Genomic DNA, 3,709 nt, shown 5'->3' on the forward strand with positions numbered 1-3,709 from the left:
ACCGCGATGGCGCTCCTGCCCTCCTACCATCAGATCGGGATGATGGCGCCGGTCCTGCTGGTGGGCATCCGGATGATCCAGGGCTTCTCGGCCGCGGGCGAGTATGCCGGCGCCACATCCTTCATCGCCGAATATTCGCCCGACAACAGGCGCGGCCTCTACACCAGCATCGTGCCGGCGAGCACGGCGGCGGGGCTGCTCTTCGGGTCGCTTCTGTCGGCGCTTCTCTTCTGGCTGCTCACCCTCGAGCAGATGCAGACCTTCGGCTGGCGGCTGCCGTTCCTGCTCGCGGCGCCCCTGGGCCTCATCGGGCTCTACATCCGGCTGAGGCTCGAGGATACGCCGAAGTTCCGTCAGCTGGAAGCGGCGCATCATGTCGACGAGACCCCGATCCGCGACCTCTTCGCCAACTACTGGCGCCCGATGCTGATCGCCTTCGGCGTCACCTGCCTCAACGCGGTCGGCTTCTACCTGATCCTGAGCTACATGCCCACCTACCTGATCACCGAGCTCGGCATCGGAGAGGAACAGGCCTTCTTCGCCACCAGCATCACGCTCGCGGTCTATATCGGCATGATCTTCCTGATGGGCCAGCTCTCGGACCGTTTCGGGCGCAAGACGGCACTGATCACAGCCTCGGTCCTGTTCATGGCTCTGACCGTTCCGCTCTTCAGCCTGCTCGGTGGCGCCTCGTTCTTCACGATCGTGCTGATCCAGGTCGCCTTCGGCATACTGCTGACGATCAACGACGGAACACTGCCATGCTTCCTGTCCGAGATCTTCCCGACCAAAGTGCGCTACTCGGGGTTCGCTTTCAGCTTCAACACCGCAAACGCGATCTTCGGCGGCACCGCGCCGTTCGTCGCCACCTGGCTGATCGACGTGTCAGGCTCCAAGCTCGCCCCGGCCTGGTACCTGGTCGCGGCGGCCACCGTTGCCCTCGTCGCCATGCTTCTGGCGCGCGAGACCGCCGGCCAGCCCCTCAAGGACTGAACGGCCGGAAAGCAGTTCTCTTGGACGCAGGCGACACGCCTGCGTCCACTCGTATCAGGCGCCTGCTGGCGACGACTACGACTGCCGACGGCCCCCGGCCCGCCGTGGCAGTAGCGCATTGCCCGTTCCCCGGGACAGGTTCGCCCGACGCCCCGGATCAGGCGAAGCCGCCCGGCGCCATGTCGTTCGGCGAGATGTGGCGCAGCACGAGGCCGTGCTCCGCCAGCGCCGTCTCGATGGCCCGCACGTGCTCGGCGCCGCGCGTCTCGACGGTGACATCGATCGACACTGCCTTGGCCGGCACATCGAGGAAGCGTCGGCTGTGGCTTACCTCGAGGATGTTGGCGCCCTCCTGGCCGAGCAGGCTCGCCACCTTGCCGAGCAGGCCCGGCCGGTCGGCGCTTGTCAGCCTCAGCGAGACGATGCGGTCCTCGCGCTCCAGTTCGCGCACCATGACCGCGGCCAGCAGGCGGGTGTCGATGTTGCCGCCGGAGAGCAGCAGGCCGACCTTGCGGCCGGCATAACGCGCGGGCTCCTTGAGCATGGCTGCGAATCCGGCGGCGCCCGCGCCCTCGGCGAGGGTATGGTGCAGGCTGGCATAGGCGCTGACGGCGCGCTCGATCAGTTCCTCGCTGACCGGGACGATGTCGGCGACGCGGCTGCGGACGACCGGCAGGGTCAACTCGCCCACGGTCTTGACGGCAATGCCTTCGGCGAGCGTCGGTCCGCCGATCGGCCGGTTGCGGCCGTCCCCTGCGTTGATGAACGATGGGTAGAGCTCGGCCTCGACGCCGATCAGCTCGATGTCCGGCCTGATCGCCCCAGCGGCGATGGCGTTGCCCGCCATCAGCCCGCCGCCGCCGATCGGAATGATCAGCACCTCGAGGTCGGGCGCATCGGCCAGCATCTCGAGCGCCACAGTCCCCTGTCCCGCCATGATCGCCGGGTCGTCATAGGGATGAACGAGGACCAGACCTTCGGCGGCGACGATTTCGCGCACTTTCTCGGCGCTGTCGTAGAGGGTCTCGCCATGGAGCACGACCTTCGCGCCCTGGCGGCGCGTGTTCTCGATCTTCACCATCGGAGTTGTCTCCGGCATGACGATCGTGGCCGGAATGCCGAAGCGGCGGGCGTGCCAGGCGACGGCTTGCGCATGGTTGCCCGCCGACATGGTGATGACGCCGCGCTCTCGCTCGGCCTCGCCGAGCGAGAGCAGCTTGTTGACAGCGCCGCGCTCCTTGAACGAGGCCGTCGCCTGCATGTTCTCGTGCTTGACCAGGATTTCCGCGCCGGTCAGCTCGGAAAGGCGGGGCGCCGGCACCAGCGGCGTGCGCAGCACATGCCCGGCGATGCGGCTGGCCGCCTCCTCTATGTCGGGCAACGCTATCGCAAAGGTCTCGCTCACTGTCTCACTCCTCTCAGGTCAGCTCTCAAGTCAGCCCCGCGCCGGATGGCTGGCTGTCTTGCACGTCCGTCCGGCGCGCCGCCTGCTGCCGGTAAGCCTCAGGCGTCATTCCCTCCACCGACCGGAAGACCCGGATGAGGTGCGGCAGATCGCAGAATCCGGTGTCGGCGGCGATCCGGGTCCCCGACCGCGCCGTGGTCCTGAGCAGGTGCTTCGCCTGCTCGATCCGGATCAGACGGTCGGTCTCCCGCGGGGTCATGCCGAGCGCCTCGCGGAAGTGGCGCTCGAGCTTGCGCCGGCTGACCCCGAGGCGCTCGACCACGGCGCCGATCGAAAGCGGCGTGTCGATCGACTGCTGCATGACGTTGAGCGCCTTGCGAACCAGCGGGTCGCTCGTGGCGAGCGCCAGCGGCAGGCCGGGCTGCGGCTCCTCACCGGCCATCGCCTCGTCGATGATCATGATGTGCAGGCTCTTGGCCGCCCGCGCCCGCCCGAGATGCCGCTCGACGATGAAGGCTGCGAGATGCGCCGAGGAGACCCCGCCCGAGCACGTCAGCCGGTCGCGGTCGACGACGAAGATCCGGTCGCTGATCGGCTCCAGCCCGTCGAATCGCTCGAGGAAGTCCGCGTGGTGGAACCAGCTGACGCAGGCGCGATACCCCTGCATCAGCCCGGCGCGGTGCAGGATGAAGGCCCCGGTGCAGATCCCGACCAGCGGCACCCCGGCCGCCGCTGCGCGGCCAAGGAAGCGCACGGTGTCGGGGTGCAGTTTCTCGACCTCGTCGACGAGCCCGCCGACGACCACCAGGTAGTCGAACCGCTTGGGGTCGCCCAGCCGCTCCTCGGGCTGCACGGCGACGCCGCAGCTCGAGGCGATCGGGTCCATCGTCGGCGACAGCACCCTCCAGCTGCAGAGGATAGGCCGCGATCGGTCGCCCTCGTCGGCGGCGAGCCGCAGGACGTCGACGAAGTTCGCAAAGGCGCAGAGCGTGAACCGTCGCGCCAGGATGAATCCGATGTCGAGTCGCGCCATCGTGCACCTCCGGTGCAAGCATACAGCGCTTATGACGCGCCGATACAGCCCAGATCCGCCCCGATCGAGTATGGAGTGAGGACAGATTTTCGGGAGGCCCGCAATGACGCACTTCTCCTTCGCCCAGGTTCTGAAGGGCGCCCTGACCGGTCAGAAGCACTGGACCGAGCAATGGCCCGAGCGCGAGCCGAAGGCGGCCTACGACGTGGTGATCGTTGGTGCCGGCGGCCACGGCCTCGGCGCCGCCTACTATCTGGCGAAGGAGCACGGGATCACCA

The 3,709-nt window shown here is 67.9% G+C and carries 3 protein-coding genes and 1 pseudogene; 2 read left to right on the plus strand and 2 right to left on the minus strand.

Translation table 11 applies throughout. The annotated features are described in order from the left end of the window. On the plus strand, positions 1-993 hold a 993-nt coding region (locus Q0112_RS09905; protein ID WP_297974638.1), incomplete at its 5' end, for an MFS transporter. 157 nt (positions 994-1,150) lie between these two features. Here the strand turns inward: Q0112_RS09905 and Q0112_RS09910 are convergent. Together Q0112_RS09910 and Q0112_RS09915 are read right to left on the minus strand one after the other, a co-directional pair. Continuing rightward, positions 1,151-2,398, minus strand: a complete 1,248-nt coding sequence (locus Q0112_RS09910) for a threonine ammonia-lyase (protein WP_297974641.1) — start codon at positions 2,396-2,398, stop codon at positions 1,151-1,153. A gap of 25 nt (positions 2,399-2,423) precedes the next feature. Continuing rightward, on the minus strand, positions 2,424-3,431 hold the full coding sequence (locus Q0112_RS09915; RefSeq protein WP_297974644.1) for a GlxA family transcriptional regulator: 1,008 nt from the start codon (positions 3,429-3,431) through the stop codon (positions 2,424-2,426). A gap of 103 nt (positions 3,432-3,534) precedes the next feature. Here Q0112_RS09915 and Q0112_RS09920 point away from each other — a divergent pair. After that, positions 3,535-3,709 (plus strand): annotated as a pseudogene (locus Q0112_RS09920) (sarcosine oxidase subunit beta); the annotation flags it as partial.

Source organism: uncultured Amaricoccus sp. (assembly GCF_937858865.1).
GTDB lineage: Bacteria > Pseudomonadota > Alphaproteobacteria > Rhodobacterales > Rhodobacteraceae > Amaricoccus.